This is a genomic window from Limnohabitans sp. T6-20, from assembly GCF_003063505.1.
In the GTDB taxonomy this organism is placed as follows: Bacteria; Pseudomonadota; Gammaproteobacteria; order Burkholderiales; family Burkholderiaceae_C; genus Limnohabitans_A.
Map to the genome: position 1 here is coordinate 494,882 of NZ_NERW01000001.1, position 15,118 is coordinate 509,999.

The window sequence follows — 15,118 nt, forward strand, 5'->3', positions numbered from 1 at the left end:
GGGCAACGCTCAGTCTTCAGGCGTGAAGCCAGAGACCTTGACCACATCGCCCCAGCGCTTCAGATCGGCCTGGAGTTGCTGGGTGAATTCTTTCACGCTTTCGCCCGCGCCCACCTCAAAAGACGCCTTGGTCAGCGCCTCCTGCAAGGCTTTGGCCTTGAGGGCTTCGCGCACGGCCGCATGCAAACGGCTGACCGCTTCACCCGAAGCCCGGGCGGGCAAAAACACGCCAAACCATTCGACCGCCTGCGCTGCCGACAGGCCCACTTCGGCCAGTGTGGGCACATCGGGCAGCAAGGCGCTGCGCACCGGGCCGCTCACGGCCAATGCCCGCAGTTTGCCTGACTGGATGTGTGGCAAGGCGTTGGAAATCACACCCACATTGGCCGCCACCTGACCGCCCAACAGATCGGACATCGCCGGGGCCGCGCCCTTGTAGGCCACATGGGTCAGCTCGATGCCTGCCGCCTTGCCCAGCGCCACCCCGGTGAAATGCGGAATGGAACCCGCGCCCGAGGAGCCGTAACTGGCCAGATGCGGCGAGGCTTTGGCCCAAGCCACAAAATCGGCCATGCGCTTGACCGATGCAGGCACCTGCGGCCCCACCGTGACCACAAATTGGGCTGCACCCAGCTTGGCCACGGGGGCGAAGTCTTGCAAGGGCTGGTAGCTCAGCTGGCGGTAGATGTGCGGGTAAACCACCATCATCGAGGCCGGCGTGACCGCCAGCACCGAGCCATCGGCTTCGGCGTTTTTAAGCTGCTCCAGCGCAATGCGGCCACCCGCGCCGGGCTTGTTGTCCACAATGACTTGCGCGCCATAACCCGTCAATTGCAAAGCCAATGCACGGGCCAGCAAATCGGCCGATCCGCCGGGTGGAAAACCCACCAGAATGCGCACGGTTTTGGGCAAGGTCTGGGCTTGCAGCCCTGTGCCCGCCAAGGACAACAAGGCACCGGCAGCAGCCCCTGTGAATGCACGGCGGTGGATCATCGCGGTCTTCCTTTCAAAATCAAACACCCCAACCATACACGGCCAGGGTGGTCTCACCGGCTTGCAGGCGTTGGCAAATCTCGGCTTCCTCCTGCTCACGGCGCACACCGGCGGCCACCACCTCAGCGGCTTTGGCTTGCGGAATCACCACCACGCCGTCGCCATCGCCCACCACCAGATCGCCCGCATGCACCGTGATGTCGCCGATCATCACCGGGTGGTTGATCCAGCCGGTGGCCCCAAAGTCCTTGCCTGTGCCACGGATGCACAGGCCCCGCGAGAACACCGGAAAGCCCATCTGCGCAATCAGCGCGCCGTCGCGCACACAGGCATCGATCACCAGTCCGGCCAGACCGCGTGTCTGCGCCATGGTGCCCATGATCTCGCCCCAGTAACCGTGCTCATAAGCGCCGTTGGCAAACACCACCATCACATCGCCGGGTTGCGAGATGGCCAGCGCCCGGTGCAGCCAGAGGTTGTCGCCGCCGGGCGAATGCACCGTGAGCGCCTGCCCGCAGGTCTTGAAAGCGCTGGAGACCGGCTTGATGGCCGAGGGCAGCGCGCCAATCTTCTTGCCCGCTTCGTGAAGCGTGGCCGTGGGCAAGGTGCGCGCCTGTGCGATCAGCTCAGCGCTCAGGCGCGGCACATCGGTGCGGGTGGTCAGGGCCGGGTTGACTGTGTTCATTTCTCGCTCCGGGTTTGCAGCTGGTGGTATTTGAACTGTTGGCGCGCTTCATCGAGGCGCATGCCGCTGCGCGCCGCTGCGCGGATCTGGTTTTCGGCGGCCTCGATCTCTTCGGCCACTTTGAGCACTTCGTCCTCGTGCTCCTTGGGGATCACCACCACGCCATCGGTGTCGCCCTTGAGGATGTCGCCGGGGGCCACGCGCGCTTCACCGATGTTGACCGGGATGCCGGTGGCTTCGACTTGCACGCGGTCTTTGCCGGTGCGCATCCAGCTGTCTTTGGAAAAGATCGGGTAGCCCAGCGACAGGCACAGGTGCGTGTCGCGGTTGATGCCGTTGATCACGGTGCCTGCGATGCCCCGGCGGTGCGCGATCTCGGTCAGGATGTCGCCCCACACGGTGCAGTCGTCGCGGCCGTTGTTGTCGAGCACGATGACGCTGCCCGGGGCCACATCGTCGATGTAGTCGCCCACCGTGCCGCAGGGCTTGCCGGCCGGGCCGTATTTGAGGGTCCAGGCGCGCCCGGCCATGCGAAAGTCGGTGTCACGCGGCTTGATCTTGTAGCACTGGCCGATGATGCCCAGTTTGTCGAGCGCATCCGACAAGGTGGCGGTGTCGAGTTTCGCAGCGCGGTCGACGTTGTGGTCTTGTGTTGTCACGTTCAGTTCTCCAGCATGTGTTCGTAATTGCCACCCATGACCTCGCCCATGGGGGTGCCCGCCAAAATCGCCTTGGCCATGGCCGCTTCCTTGGCCACGATCATCTCGGCAGCTTCGAGCACGCGTTCGATGTGCTCGGGTGAAATGAAGATCACCGCGCTGCGGTCGGCCAGCACGTAGTCACCGGGGTTGACCACCACTTCGCCACCGATGGCGGCTCCGATGGTCACTGGCACCTGCGTGCCCAGCTCCACCACACGGGTGCGGGCGGTGCGCGAAGTCAGGCTGCGGCTGTAGATGGGAAATTCATAAGCGATGGCTTCGTCCACATCGCGCAGCGGGCCGTCGGCCACCACGCCCGCCACGCCGCGCACCTTGGCCCCCAGCGTGAGCAGACCGCCCCAGCAACCGGCTTCCACGCCCGAGCGCTGCTCGACCACGATCACGTTGTCCGGGCCCGATTGCTCGATGGCGGTGCAGCCCAGGTGTTTGGGCGGGCCGGGCGGCGGGGTGCCGGGGCCCACCTTCATGGTCACGGCGCGGCCCGCGATGCGGCTGACCCCACCGGGGGCGCTGCTGCGCTGAGGCAGGCCAGTCACCACACCACTCAGTTGCAATTTGTCGAGGGCGTCAGAGACGGCGCACACATCCAGGCGGCGCAGGCGTTGAACTTCGGAGTAGGTCATGTCAGCAGCTTCCTGATCAGGTTTCAAAAAAGTGTTGTCCAGGCAGCAAAGGCCAAGCCCGTGCCGGTCAAAGCCGGGCTGCGGTAGCCGGGCACGTACTCGACCCATTCCAGATCGAGGTCTTTGGCCATCTCGCCCACCACCAGCCAGTTGCGGATTTCCGAGCTGCCCGCCTGCAGACGCAGCGGGTCAAAGGCCGCCAGCGCGGCGCTGTCTTTGGCGCGGATGGCGCTCAGCACCTGCTGGTCGAGTTCTTCGTCCACCACAAAGTGGCTCAGGCCGCCGGAGGCGATCACGCCCACCCGCAGGTCTTGCGGCCACAGCGCGATCAGCTCGCGCAGGGCCCGCCCCAAAGCCACACAGCGCCGGGGTGTGGGTTGGTTGGGCGGGTCAAAGGTGTTGAGGATCACCGGAATCACGGGCAACTCATGCCCCTTGAGCAAGCGGCGGTGGATGAACTGGAAGGCGTGCCCTTCAGACTGCCCCGGCTCCAGGCCATCCATGGCGGCGATGTCAAAGTCACGGTCGCACAGCTGGCGGATCAGCCATTCGGCCAGATCGCTTTGCACCGGGTATTCGCGGTCCTGCTCGGGCTCGTGCCGCCACATGCGGGCAGCCTTGGGCCAGGGGTCGTTCGGGGCGGCGGGCTCACGCGCCGTGTTGCGGATGGTGGGGCCATAAAAAATCGCCATGGCCGGGTTGTTGCTGGTGCGAAACAGCTCGGTCTGGTCATCGCCCACGATCAGCAGCACATCGAGTTGGGCAGCCACGATGCGCTCGTGCAGCGCGTCCATGGCAGCTTGGCTGGCGTCAAAGCGCTCGCCCATCTTCTCGGGCGTGACCATGGCCTCGGTGCCGGGCGGCATAGCGGCCAGCAGCGCGTCGTAATCGGTCTTGCGGCCTTGCTTGTCGTAGTAATGGGCATTCTTGGTGTCGATCACCCGGAAGCCGTGTTGCCAGTCTTCACGCTGCGAGACCAGCATGATGCTGTGCGATGAGCCGAATGCGGCGACGAGTTTTGCCATGGGTTGTTCTTTCTTGCGGTCGGGTCTGTGGTCTGGGCGGCGACCCGTCTCAAACGACAAATTGCTGGCGCAGCTGCGCGATCTGCGCCGCGCTGTAGCCCAGCCCGGTCAGGATCGCGTCGGTCTGGTCGCCCTGATGGGGCGCGGCCTTCATCACACCTTCGTCACGCGGGTGGCGCGAGAACTGCATCGGCAAGCCGACCACCTCGATGTCGCCCAGCTCGGGGTGGTGCATGGTGCGCGCCATGCCCAGGTGTTTGACTTGCGGGTCGTCAAACATTTTTTCGATGCTGTAGATCGGGCCGCAGGGCACACCGGCTTTGAGCAGGATCTCGGTCCAGGCGGCGGTGGTGCGGGTTTTGAAGGCCGCGCCAATGGCCGCGTTCACACGCGCACGGTTTTTCACCCGTTCGGGGTCGGAGCCAAAGCCCGGCTCGTCGATCAGCTGGGGCACATCGAGTGCCACACACAGGCGCTTCCACATGCTTTGGCCAATGGCCGCCAAATTCAGGTAACTGTCGCTGGTTTCAAAAACACCGGTGGGCACCGTCAACGGATGCTCATTGCCGGTGGTCTGCGGCACTTTGTGGTCGATCAACCACTGCGCGGCCTGAAAGTCGAGCATGGCGATTTGCGATTCGAGCAGCGAAGTATGAACCCACTGGCCCTCGCCCGTGACCTCGCGCTCCAGCAGCGCGGCCATGATGGCCTGCGCACAAAAATGCCCTGAACACAAATCGGCAATCGGGATGCCCACGCGCATCGGGCCTTCGCCGGGTTTGCCGGTCACACTCATCAGGCCCCCCATGCCTTGGGCGATCGAGTCAAAACCCGGCCAGTTGGCATAGGGCCCGTCTTGCCCAAAGCCCGAGATGCTGGCGTACACCAGACGCGGGTTGATGCGGCGCAGTTCTTCGGGGCCAATGCCCAGCCGGTATTTCACATCGGGGCGGTAATTTTCGATGAACACATCCGCCTCTTTGACCAGCTGCTCCAGGATGGCCTTGCCCTGCGGCTCTTTCATGTTGAGCGTCAGGCTCTCCTTGTTGCGGTGCAGGTTTTCGTAGTCGGCTCTGTTGTGGTCACGCCCGCCGATCATGTCGTCACCGCCGGGCGCACCGGGCGGGATTTCGAGCTTGATCACGCGTGCGCCCAGATCGGCAAACGTGCGGATGGCGGTGGGCCCGGCGCGCACACGCGTGGCGTCCAGGATGGTGAAGCGGGACAGCGGCCCCTTGCGTTCGGTCGATGTGTTCATCGTGCCCTCTTTCAAACAGGGGTGAACATGGGCACGGCGTGACCGCCCTCGGTGGGCGTGAAGACCACGCGCACCTTCTGGCCAATGGACACCTGCGCCGGATCGCAGTCCACCAGATTGCTCATCACGGTCACGCCTTCGTCGAGCGTGACATAGGCCATGGTGTAGGCCGCATCGTCTTTGCCCATGGTGCTGAAGGAATACACCACGCCGGTGCCGGGCGAGTCCTGCCAGACGGTGTCGGCACTCAGGCAAAACGGGCAGATGTCACGCGGGTAATGGTGGACCTGACCGCAGCTGTTGCATTTTTTGACGAGGTAGCGGCCTTCGTCGGCGGCTTGCCAAAAGGGCAAGGACTCGGGCAGCACGCGGGGAGCTGGAATTTTTCTCATGGTCAAACCCTTTCCAGAATCAAGGTACCCGCCGTGTGGCGAGAAGCGAGTGCGCCGCCAATGCCATTGGCCAGCGCCCAGGTGCAGTTGGGCACCTGCACGGCAGGATGGGCTTCGCCGCGCAGCTGGCGCACGGCTTCGATGACCTTGGTCACGCCGCCCCGGTTGGCCGGGTGGTTGTTGCACAGGCCGCCGCCGTCGGTGTTGAAGGGCAGTTTGCCCACGCCCGAGATCAGGTTGCCGTCCATCACGAACTGGCCGCCTTCGCCTTTTTTGCAAAAGCCCAGGTCTTCCAGCTGCATCAGCACGGTGATGGTGAAGCTGTCGTAGAGCGAGGCGTATTGGATGTCGGCCGGGGTGATGCCAGCCTCGGCAAAGGCCCTCGGCCCCGAAAAGGCTGCAGCCGAATACGTCAAGTCAATCTGGCCGCCCATGCCGTGCTTGGGCGCTTCGCCGGTGCCGCGCACCATGACCAGCGGACGGCCGTTTTTGCGCGAGAGTTCGCGTGCGATTTCGGGGCGCGCCACGATCAGGGCACCGCCGCCATCGCTCATCACGCAGCAGTCCAGCCGGTGCAGCGGATCGCTCACCATGGGCGAGTTGACCACGTCTTGCACCGTGACCACATCGCGCAGCATGGCCAGCGGGTTGTGCTGGGCGTGGTGCGAAGCGGCCACCTTGATCCAGGCCAGCTGTTCGCTGGTGGTGCCAAATTCGTGCATGTGGCGTTTGGCCACCAGCGCATACAGGTTTTGCGTGGCCGGGCCATAAGGCAGCTCAAAGGCCAGCTCGGGTGCGTCGGGGTCTGGTGGCTTCAGGGCCAGCGGGGCGCGACCGCCTTTGCCGTCTTTGGCCGCGGCTTGTGCAGCGGCCATCTGGGCGCGGGGGCGACCGGCCAGCGTGATCAGCGCCACATTGCAGCGCCCAGCCGCAATGGCGGCTGCCGCATGCGCCACATGCAAGATAGGGGCCGATCCGCCGCACTCGGTCGAATCGACATGGCGCAGCTTCAGCCCCAGGTATTCGGCCATGGTGGTGGTGCCCAAACCGGGCGCATCACCGGCACAAAAGTAGCCATCGATGTCGCTCTTGCTCAGGCCCGCGTCTTCGAGCGCGCCTTTGGCCACATCGGCGTGCAGGCGCACCACCGACAGGTTGTCGGCCTTGCGGGTCGGGTGCTCGTAGGCACCCACAATGCAGGCGGTTCCGTTCAGACTCATGGGAATGTTCTCTGGTCAATCAAGCTGAATGAATGGAATCAGGATTCCGGCTTGAAGTTGGATTCTTTGATGATGGGCGCCCAGTACTGCAGTTCTTTGCGCTGCAAGGCGTCCATTTCTGAGGCAGGCTTGAAGTCTGGATTGAGCGTGGATTTGTTGACCAATTGCTCACGCACTTCCGGCAAAGCCAGGACATATTTGATGGCGTTTTGCACGCGGTCCAATTCGGCCTGAGGTGTTTTGGCAGGCGCCCACATACCGGTCCAAGCATCGCCTGTGTCCAGGTTGTAGCCTTGCTCGATCAGGGTGGGCACATCGGGCAGCAGGGGGGAACGCTTGGCACCAAACTGGGCCAGAACACGCACCTTGCCGGACTTTTGATACTGCAACACGTCACCGGCCGTCATGATGCCTGCGGGCACCTGACCGCCCAGCAAATCGGTCACCATGGGGCCGTTGCCACGGTAGGGCACCACCTGCAAAGGCTGGCCAATGGCCTTGCCCAGTTGCAAACCCGAAAAGTGGGTGTGGCCGCCTGCACCTGCCGTGCCAAACGAGCCCTCTTTGGGATTGGCCTTGACCCAGGCGGCGTATTCCTTGATGTTTTTCACGCCCGATTGCGTGTTCACCGCAATCGCGAGCGGATAGGTCACCAGCACCGCCACGGGGGCCAGATCCTTGAGCATGTCGTACTTTAAGACCTCCACCGGATACAGCAGGGTTTGCATGACCGGCGTGGCATTGGGGGCAATCATGTAAGTCAGGCCGTCAGGTGCACTGGCTTTGAGGGCCTGCGCGGCCATGCGGCCGCCCGCACCCGGTTTGTTGTCAACAATGATGGGCTGCTTGAGCACCACGGCCATTTTTTCGGCCAGCAAGCGCGCCACCAGATCGGTCGACCCCCCGGGTGGAAAGCCCACCAGGATTTTGATGGGCGCTTTGTCTTGCGCTTGTGCCCCCCAGCCTAGACCCAGACTCAATACCGCTATGGCGGCCAGTTTGAAAACAGTTTGACGTTTCATGGTTTGTCTCCGTTAGTGATCAATGAAATGTTGGAAAGTCACACCTGACTCAGGTGTTGCCCTTGTTGCATGCGTTGCAAATGCCAAGCTGCATCGCCCAGGCTCTGGCCAATCACCATCAGGCGTTTGGCGTAATGGCCCACGCGGCATTCGTCGGTCATGCCCATGGCACCGTGCAGCTGGATGGCGGCCAGACCGATCTCGCGGCCCTTCTGGCTGGTCAGCACTTTGGCCGCCGACACCAGACGGCGGCGCTGCACCGGTTCACCGGCTTGCACCGCCATGGCGGCGGCGCAAGCCATCGACTTGAGCTGCTCCAGCGCAATGGCCATGTCGGCCACGCGGTGCTGCAAGACCTGAAATTTGGCCAGCGGCGCACCAAACTGTTTGCGGGTGCGCAGGTGCTCGGCGGTATGCGCCAGCAGCGCATCGACCGCGCCCACGGCTTCGGCGCACAGCGCGGCGGTGGCGGCATCGAGCGCCGCCCCAATGGCTTCGGCGGCGTCACCGTGCGGCCCCAACAGACGGTCAGCGTCCAACTGCACCGCCTTGAGCGTCACATGGGCGGCGCGGCGGTTGTCCAGCGTGTCAAAGCCCTGCACCGTCACGCCGGGGGCGGTGGCGTCCACCGCAAACACCGACAGGCCAGCGCGGTCGGCATGTGCCCCGGCTGTGCGCGCCACCACCAGCAGCACATCGGCACTGTCGCCATGCAAGACCAGCGTCTTGTGGCCATCGAGCAGCCAGCCTGCGCCTGAAGGCTCCGCACGGGTTTCGGTGCGCTGCCAGTCGTAGCGGGCACCGGCTTCGTACACGGCCAAAGCCATTTGTTGCTGACCACTGGCCAGACCGGGCAGCCAGCGCTGCTGTTGTTCGGCGCTGGCCAGACGGGTGAGCACTTGCCCGGCCATCACGGTGCTGGCCACAAAAGCGCCGTCGCCCAAGGCGTGGCCCAGCGCTTGTGCCACCAGCATGACTTCGACCGCGCCTTGCTCGCTGCCGCCCACGTCGGCACCGAAGGGCAGGCCCAGCAAGCCCAGTTCGGCCATGGCGGCGCGGCCTTGTTGCGCTTGTTCGGGGGTCACCGCGTTGCCGCGCTGTTCAGCCGGGTATTCGCCTGCACAAAACCGCTGCACCGCGTCGCGCAAAGCCAGGTGGTCGTCGTTGAATGAAAAATCCATGGTGTGTGTCTCAGTAAGCGTCGAGCGTGGCTTTGGCGATCAGGTTGCGCTGCACTTCGTTGGTGCCGCCATAGATCGTGAGCTTGCGCGAGTCCAGGCAATTGGCCGCCAGCGTGACCAAGGTTTCGTCTTGCGCGGCGGCGTCCAGGTGCTCCAGAAACTGTGCTTCGGCCGAAAACGGCACGGCGTCGGGCCCGGCGATGTCCACCAGCGTTTCAAAAATGGCCTGCCGCAGTTCGGTGCCGCGCACCTTGAGCATCGAGGCTTCGACGCCAGGGGTCTTGCTTTGCTGGTGGGCGCTGAGCAGGCGCAAGGCGGTGAATTCCAGCGCCATCAACTCGACTTCGAACTGCATCAGTTTGTTTTGCAGCAGGGCGTCTTCGCCCAGGCCTTGCTGATCGGCCAGCGCCCGGGCGCGGGCCAGTTGCTGCTTGCACGAGCCAATGCCGGCAATGCCGGTGCGCTCATGGCCCAGCAGGTATTTGCCATAAGACCAGCCTTTGTGCAGCTCGCCCACCAGGTTCTCGATGGGCACGCGCACGTTGTCCAGATAGCACTCGTTGAGATCGTTACCGCCTTCGAGCATGCGGATCGGCCGCACCGTCAGGCCAGGCGTCTTCATGTCGATCAGCAAAAACGAAATGCCTTCTTGCGGCTTGGCGGCGTTCGGGTCGGTTTTGACCAAGGCAAACATCATCGAGCACCAGTGGGCATAAGAGGTCCAGACCTTGTGGCCGTTGACCACAAAGTGCTTCCCATCGGGCTCCAGCACGGCGGTGGTGCGCACCGCCGCCAGATCGGAACCGGCCCCCGGCTCGGAAAAGCCTTGCGCCCACCAGGTGTTGCTGGCCAAGATGTCGGGCAGGTATTGCTGCTTTTGCGCCTCGGTGCCAAAAGCCAGCAGCACCGGGGCCAGCATCTGGATGCCGCTGGCGATGATGCGCGGTGCGCCGCCCAGCAAGGTTTCCTCGTCAAAGATGTAACGCTGCACATGGCTCCAGCCCGGGCCACCATGCGCCACCGGCCAGCCGGGCGTGAGCCAGCCACGCGCTTGCAAAATGCGAAACCAGGTCACGTAGTCGGCGTGTTCAAGGCGCAGGCCCAGCGCCACCTTGCGGCGGATGTCGGCGGGCAAATTGGCTTTGACGAAGGCACGCACTTCCAGGCGGAAGGCTTCTTGTTCGGGTGTGAATTGCAGTTGCATATCGGTTCTCACTGCAGGGGTGACTCGGCCTTGGCCACCACCAGCGCATCCAGCGCCAGCACAGGCACGGCTGAGCCCAACGGGTAAGCCACCAGCGGGTTGATGTCGATTTCGGTGATGTTCGGGTTGGCACGCATTTGCGCGCCCACTTGCGCCACCACCCGGGCGATGGCGGGCACGTCCACCGCCGCCGCACCGCGAATGCCTTGCAGCACCACGGCAGCTTTGAGTCGGGTCAGCTCGATGGCGATGTCTTCTTCGGCCATGTCGGCCGGGATCAGGCGCACATCCTTGAGCGCTTCGATCCAGATGCCGCCCAGGCCCACCAGCACCACCGGGCCCCAGTCGGCGTCGCGTTTGGCACCCACCACCAGCTCCAAGCCACGCGGGCCCATGGCTTCGACCAGCGCGCCATCCAGCACCAGCTCGGGGCGGTGGTGTTTCACGCTGGCAAACAGTTGGTCCCACCCGGCGCGCAGCGCGGCTTCGTCGGCCAGGCCCACCAGCACGCCGCCCACATCGCTCTTGTGTGGCAGTTCAGACGCTTGCGCCTTGAGCACCACCGGAAACCCGATGCGGCGGGCCACCGCCACAGCTTCGTCGGCAGTGACGGCCAGCGCCCCTTGGGGCACCGCCAGCCCAGCCTGCGCCAGCCAGGCTTTGCCTTGGTATTCGGCAAAGATGCCGTTGGGCGGCACGGTGCCGGGCAAAGGGATGGCCAAGGCTGCCGCAGTCTGCGCGCGGGCCGCACGCTGCAAGGCCTCGCCGTATTGCGCCACCCGGCGCAGCGCACGCATGGCGCGGTCAGCCGAACGGAACAGCGGCACGCCGCTGGCCGCAATCGCGTCCATGAAAAACGGCTCCACCGGACTGCTGTCGCCGGTCAGCACCAGCACTGCGGGTTTGGTGGCTTTGGCGATGGCGGGCACGATGTGCTCGGCCTTGTCGCGCTGCGCCATGACCGGGCCCACAGGAATCGCCAGCACGATGCTGCCGATGCGCACATCGTCCAGCATGGTCAACAGCAACTCGCCAATCAGGCCGGGCTGGCGGATGCCGATGGTGGTGTAGTCCAGCGGGTTTTCGGCCACGGCATAGGCGGGCAGCATGGCGGTCAGCTGGTCCACCGTGGCGGGGGACAGCTCGGGCAAATCCAGGCCCAGATCGTCGGCAAAATCCAGCGCGATGTTTTTCATCGCGCCCGAGCCGGTCATGAAGGCGGTGCCGCCTGCAGGCGGCTGCGGGTAGCGCAGCAGCACGGCGGTGGTGTCGAGCAATTCGTCCAGCGAATCGACCACCACCACGGCCTCGCGCTGCAAGAGCGCAGTGGCGGTGGCGTGGTCGCCCGCCAGTGCACCGGTGTGCGACTGTGCGGCCTCGCGGGCGCGGGCACTGCGCCCAGGCATCAGTAAGACCAGCGGTTTGCCTGCGGCGCGCGCCTTTGCAGCCAGTTGCAAAAAGAGTTGCGGACGGCGGATCTGCTCGACATAGACCGTGATCACGCGGGTTTGCGCATCACCGATCAGCGCGGCCAGCACGTCTTCGACACACACCGAGACTTCGTTGCCCGTGGAAAACACCGTGGTCACCGGTACGCCCCGGCCCAAATAGGCATCGCGCAGGTTGGCCGCCATGAAACCGCTTTGGGCCACCACGCCCACGCCGGGCCGTGTTTCGGGGGCGCGTGCCGTCAAAGGCTCAAAGGTCACCGGGATACCCGCTGCCAGATTGGTGAAGCCCATGCAATTGGGGCCAACCAACAAAATGCCCGCTTCTTGCGCCACGCGGGCCAGCTCGGCCTGCTTGTGCTGACCTTCTTCGCCCGCCTCGGCATAACCCGAGGCGAACAAAACCGCCGCCTTGCAGCGCCGCGCCGCCAACGCTTTCACCGTGCCGAGCACGCCCGATTCGGGGATGGCGAGCACGGCCAGATCGATGCCTTCGGGCAATTCATCCACCGCCTTGACACAGGGGCGGCCGTTGATTTCTTCGCTGCTGCGGCTGACCAGGTGCAGCACGCCGCTGTAGCCAAAGCGCTCCAGATTGCCCTGTACGAAACCGCCGAACGAACGCGGGTCGGCCGAAGCGCCCACGATCACGATGGAACGCGGGTGAACGATGTGTTGCACATCCCGCAGGCCCGGCAAAGCGGCTGCAGAAAGAGGAGACGGTAGGGTCATGAGAGAAAAACCTTTTGACAAATCAGGAAAAATGCACCACAGCGCATCTCTGGCTTCAACTGATTTGCATTCTGGCATGCAAATTATGTGTTTTCAATACACCAGATACCTATTTTATAAATTTTCAGGGTTTATACCAATCCCTCAAAACCCATCCAAAAAACACCAAACAAAGAGCATAAGGCCTTGAAACCATCAAACAAAAACTGAATTTCCCTAATAAACACGCTCACTTATCGAGGAAACAACACCCAGGCATCGGTTTAAAATGACATGCACACCACACACCATGCAATTATTTATTGCATGCCACAAATGATCTGTTGCATAATTTAAACCATGAACACGAACGACAGCCCCGCATCCGGCGACGACACGCCAACAGACAACGCCCTGAACACCGATGACAACCGCCCCCGTGGTGGCCGGGCGAACGAAATCCGCAATGTTCTGCAAGAAGAGATCGAAAGCGGCAACCTGCCCCCCGGCGCACCGCTGGACGAGCGGGCGCTGGCCATGCGCTTCAATGTGTCGCGCACCCCGGTGCGCGAGGCCTTGCAGCAATTGGCCGCCCGCGATCTGGTGCGCATTGCGCCACGGCAAGGCGTGACGGTGGCCCGGCTGTCCATCAGCCAAGTGCGCGCCATCATGGAGTCGGTGGGCGAACTCGAAGCCCTGTGTGCCAAGCTGGCCGCCCGCCGGGTGGACGATGCCCTGCGCAGGGATCTCGACAAAGCCATCGAACGCTGCCAGGACGCCGCCGTGCAAGGCGGCTCCGCCGAATACGCCATGGCCAACACCTATTTCCATGAGGCCGTCTATGCAGGCAGCCGCAATCCTTACTTGGCCGAACTGATCCGCAATGCGCGCCGCCAGATCCAGCGCTACCGCATCCGCGACTTCCAGACCAAGACGCAAATCAGCAAGTCGCTAAAGGAACACCAGCAGGTCGCCCGCGCCATCCAGGACGGCGACGAACCGCTGGCCGCACAAGCCATGCTGCTGCATGTGCCCTCGGGCTCTTCGGGTTTTTCAGAGTTTCTGGCCCGCATGCCCATGAGCTTCTTTGAAAACGACCCGACCGAGCACTGAACCTCAACACACGCTCAGCCATACCGCGCATTGCATGCCAACAGGAACACCATGACTGCTCTCTCTCGCTCCCTGAATGTGCCCGGTGCCGGGCACAACGCCCCCATTCCCTTGGGCGCACGCGTTGGCCCGTTGATCTGCTCATCCGGCATCTCGGGCAAAGAGCCGGCCACCGGGCAGTTGCCCGCCGAGGCCTCCGAGCAAGTGCGTCTGGCCTTTGCCAACATGGACGCCCTGCTGGCCGCAGGCGGTGCCACGCTGGCCCATGTGGCCAAGCTGCACATCACAGTGCACGACAACGCGGTGCGCGATGCCATCAACACCGAGTGGCTGGCGCGCTTTCCAGATCCGCAAGACCGCCCCGCACGGCACATCGTGCAGCACGCGCTGCAACACGGCATGGCACTGCAAATCGAAGTGACCGCCTTTGTAACCAGTGCCTGACCACTGCCTAACTTCGGCCTCACCCCGGCCTGAAGCCTTGCCATTTTTTTGAACTTATTGAAAGACCCCCACCATGATCATTGACTCACACGCCCACATCCACATGCCGCCCGAGAGCTTCCGTTTCATGGCGGAACTGGTGGGCGGCCGCGCCAACCCCTACACCCTGCCCAAGATCCCCGAAGCATCGATCCGCAAGGTGGTCGAAGACCAGCTCAAGATCATGGACTCGGTCGGCACCGACATCCAGTTCATCTCGCCACGGCCTTACTTGCAGATGCATTCGGTCAAGCCCGGCAAGGTGACCGAGCTGTGGTCGCAGCACTGCAACGGCCTGATCGCCGAATTCGTCAAGATCGCACCCGACCGTTTCCGTGGCGTGGCCGGTCTGCCGCAATTCATGGACGAGCCGCTGGAGCGGCGCGCCATTCCCGAGCTGCGCCGTTGTGTCAACGAGTTGGGCTTTGTCGGCTGCCTGATCAACCCCGATCCGACCGAAGGCCTGGGTGACCCGCCCGGCATGGGCGACGCTTACTGGCACCCGCTGTACCGCGCCATGGTCGAACTCGATGTGCCCGGCCTCATCCACTCGGCCAGCAGCTGCAGCGATCGCGAGTCCTACACGCTCAAGTTCCTCAATGAAGAGACCATCTCCATCGTCTCCTTGCTGAGTGCCAAGACCTTGGACACTTTCCCCGACCTCAAGATCGTGGTGGCCCACGGCGGCGGTGCGATTCCTTACCAAATGGGGCGTTTTCGCTCATGGAACGTGCGCAAGGGCGAAAAAGAAACCTTCGACGAACAACTCAAAAAACTGTATTTCGACACCTGCAACTACAGCGAAGAAGCGATGGAGCTGTTGCTCAAGGTAGCGGGCACCGACAACGTGATGTTTGGCACCGAAAAGCCTGGCACCGGCAGCGCCCGCGACCCGCTCACGGGCCGTGACTACGACGACATGAAGCCCGTGATCGAAGGCATCGGCTGGCTGACCGACGAACAAAAGAAAAACATCTTTGAATGCAATTGCCGCCGCGTGTACAGCAAAGCCTTCCGCACCGACGAACAGTGCTGACC

15 protein-coding genes are annotated in these 15,118 nt (G+C 63.5%); 3 read left to right on the forward strand and 12 right to left on the reverse strand.

Going from position 1 to position 15,118, the window contains the following annotated elements; translation table 11 throughout:
* Positions 1 to 9 precede the first annotated feature (9 nt).
* From B9Z33_RS02370 to B9Z33_RS02425, 12 genes are read right to left on the reverse strand one after another with little or no spacing between them, the layout of a single operon-like run.
* Positions 10 to 993 (reverse strand): tripartite tricarboxylate transporter substrate-binding protein, encoded by a 984-nt coding sequence (locus B9Z33_RS02370; RefSeq protein ID WP_158270161.1) that lies wholly within the window; start codon positions 991 to 993, stop codon positions 10 to 12.
* 19 nt (positions 994 to 1,012) lie between these two features.
* A complete protein-coding gene (locus tag B9Z33_RS02375; RefSeq protein WP_108285410.1) occupies positions 1,013 to 1,678 on the reverse strand; it encodes a 4-carboxy-4-hydroxy-2-oxoadipate aldolase/oxaloacetate decarboxylase in 666 nt (221 codons plus the stop codon).
* Positions 1,675 to 2,337 (reverse strand): RraA family protein, encoded by a 663-nt coding sequence (locus B9Z33_RS02380; RefSeq protein WP_199220267.1) that lies wholly within the window; start codon positions 2,335 to 2,337, stop codon positions 1,675 to 1,677. The genes B9Z33_RS02375 and B9Z33_RS02380 overlap by 4 nt, the downstream gene beginning before the upstream one ends.
* Positions 2,338 to 2,339: 2 nt before the next feature.
* On the reverse strand, positions 2,340 to 3,023 hold the full coding sequence (locus tag B9Z33_RS02385; protein ID WP_108285412.1) for an RraA family protein: 684 nt from the start codon (positions 3,021 to 3,023) through the stop codon (positions 2,340 to 2,342).
* A 23-nt stretch (positions 3,024 to 3,046) separates the two neighbouring features.
* Entirely contained in the window at positions 3,047 to 4,048 is a 1,002-nt protein-coding gene (locus B9Z33_RS02390) for a protocatechuate 3,4-dioxygenase (RefSeq protein ID WP_108286100.1), read from the reverse strand.
* A 49-nt stretch (positions 4,049 to 4,097) separates the two neighbouring features.
* Positions 4,098 to 5,306 (reverse strand): CaiB/BaiF CoA-transferase family protein, encoded by a 1,209-nt coding sequence (locus B9Z33_RS02395; RefSeq protein WP_108285413.1) that lies wholly within the window; start codon positions 5,304 to 5,306, stop codon positions 4,098 to 4,100.
* Positions 5,307 to 5,317: 11 nt separating this feature from the next.
* A complete protein-coding gene (locus B9Z33_RS02400) occupies positions 5,318 to 5,698 on the reverse strand; it encodes a Zn-ribbon domain-containing OB-fold protein (protein WP_108285414.1) in 381 nt (126 codons plus the stop codon).
* Positions 5,699 to 5,700: 2 nt separating this feature from the next.
* Complete coding sequence (locus B9Z33_RS02405; RefSeq protein WP_108285415.1) at positions 5,701 to 6,918, reverse strand: thiolase domain-containing protein; 1,218 nt, start codon at positions 6,916 to 6,918, stop codon at positions 5,701 to 5,703.
* A gap of 38 nt (positions 6,919 to 6,956) precedes the next feature.
* Positions 6,957 to 7,940 (reverse strand): Bug family tripartite tricarboxylate transporter substrate binding protein, encoded by a 984-nt coding sequence (locus tag B9Z33_RS02410; protein WP_108285416.1) that lies wholly within the window; start codon positions 7,938 to 7,940, stop codon positions 6,957 to 6,959.
* Between the two features lie 38 nt (positions 7,941 to 7,978).
* Entirely contained in the window at positions 7,979 to 9,121 is a 1,143-nt protein-coding gene (locus tag B9Z33_RS02415) for an acyl-CoA dehydrogenase family protein (protein ID WP_108285417.1), read from the reverse strand.
* Between the two features lie 10 nt (positions 9,122 to 9,131).
* Entirely contained in the window at positions 9,132 to 10,325 is a 1,194-nt protein-coding gene (locus tag B9Z33_RS02420; RefSeq protein WP_108285418.1) for an acyl-CoA dehydrogenase family protein, read from the reverse strand.
* Positions 10,326 to 10,333: 8 nt separating this feature from the next.
* Positions 10,334 to 12,505, reverse strand: coding sequence for an acetate--CoA ligase family protein (locus B9Z33_RS02425; protein ID WP_108286101.1), 2,172 nt, complete (start codon positions 12,503 to 12,505; stop codon positions 10,334 to 10,336).
* Positions 12,506 to 12,844: 339 nt separating this feature from the next.
* Between B9Z33_RS02425 and B9Z33_RS02430 the strand changes: the two genes are divergently transcribed.
* The 3 genes from B9Z33_RS02430 to B9Z33_RS02440 all read left to right on the forward strand — a co-directional run bounded on the left by B9Z33_RS02430 (position 12,845) and on the right by B9Z33_RS02440 (position 15,116).
* Complete coding sequence (locus tag B9Z33_RS02430) at positions 12,845 to 13,597, forward strand: GntR family transcriptional regulator (protein ID WP_108285419.1); 753 nt, start codon at positions 12,845 to 12,847, stop codon at positions 13,595 to 13,597.
* Between the two features lie 51 nt (positions 13,598 to 13,648).
* Positions 13,649 to 14,041 (forward strand): RidA family protein, encoded by a 393-nt coding sequence (locus tag B9Z33_RS02435; protein WP_108285420.1) that lies wholly within the window; start codon positions 13,649 to 13,651, stop codon positions 14,039 to 14,041.
* A 73-nt stretch (positions 14,042 to 14,114) separates the two neighbouring features.
* The gene (locus B9Z33_RS02440; protein WP_108285421.1) at positions 14,115 to 15,116 is read left to right on the forward strand and encodes an amidohydrolase family protein; all 1,002 of its coding nucleotides are present in this window, start codon (positions 14,115 to 14,117) and stop codon (positions 15,114 to 15,116) included.
* Positions 15,117 to 15,118: the final 2 nt, after the last annotated feature.